The organism is Mesorhizobium sp. M0145 (assembly GCF_040322355.1).
Taxonomy (GTDB): Bacteria; Pseudomonadota; Alphaproteobacteria; order Rhizobiales; family Rhizobiaceae; genus Mesorhizobium.
Window position 1 is genome coordinate 1 of sequence record NZ_JAMYTK010000074.1, and the last position, 563, is coordinate 563.

Genomic DNA, 563 nt, shown 5'->3' on the forward strand with positions numbered 1-563 from the left:
TCGATTGGTCATGGCACTTCCCCTTCCACGGGAATCGGTGATCGCAATGTCACCACCGTGCCATGGCCGCTCGCCCCTCAGAGCAAGCGCCGTTCTCTCTCCAAAACTTTTTGCAGAACCTTCAGCACACTGTCTTCAACGGCCGGGCAGGGGGGCGCGTGCAAAAGGGTGGGCGCGACCTAAGCAACGGCCGGGGCGTTCAAGTCGCTAGAGGGATACCGCCAATACAGTGCTGTGACCGAGTTCGTTTGCTGACGGGCTTCTTAATCGGCGCAAATCGGTCCGACTCCAACCTCCGCAACCAGTTCCAGCATAAATCACTAATAGTCGCGATCTGATCAAAGCCCTGCCGGAAAAAACGGCAAGGCTTTTCCCACGGCAGGTTTGGCGAAGCGCGGAAGGGCACTCTGCCGCCCAGAGTAAGCGGCCTGCACGGTGAAGACGAGAGGGACGCTTTTCCAAGCGCGGAGTTCGAATCCAGTTGTGTGCGTCAAGTTCTGCAAAATGGCGTGGCATTGCGGTGACGTCGGCGTGTCCGCCGCGCAGCCCCCGTGTTTAGCGGA

The 563-nt window shown here is 59.1% G+C and carries 1 protein-coding gene; it reads right to left on the reverse strand.

The features are described 5' to 3' along the window. Window positions 1-338 precede the first annotated feature (338 nt). The coding region (locus NKJ28_RS32955; protein ID WP_352638604.1) for a hypothetical protein at window positions 339-563 on the reverse strand (225 nt) is incomplete at its 5' end.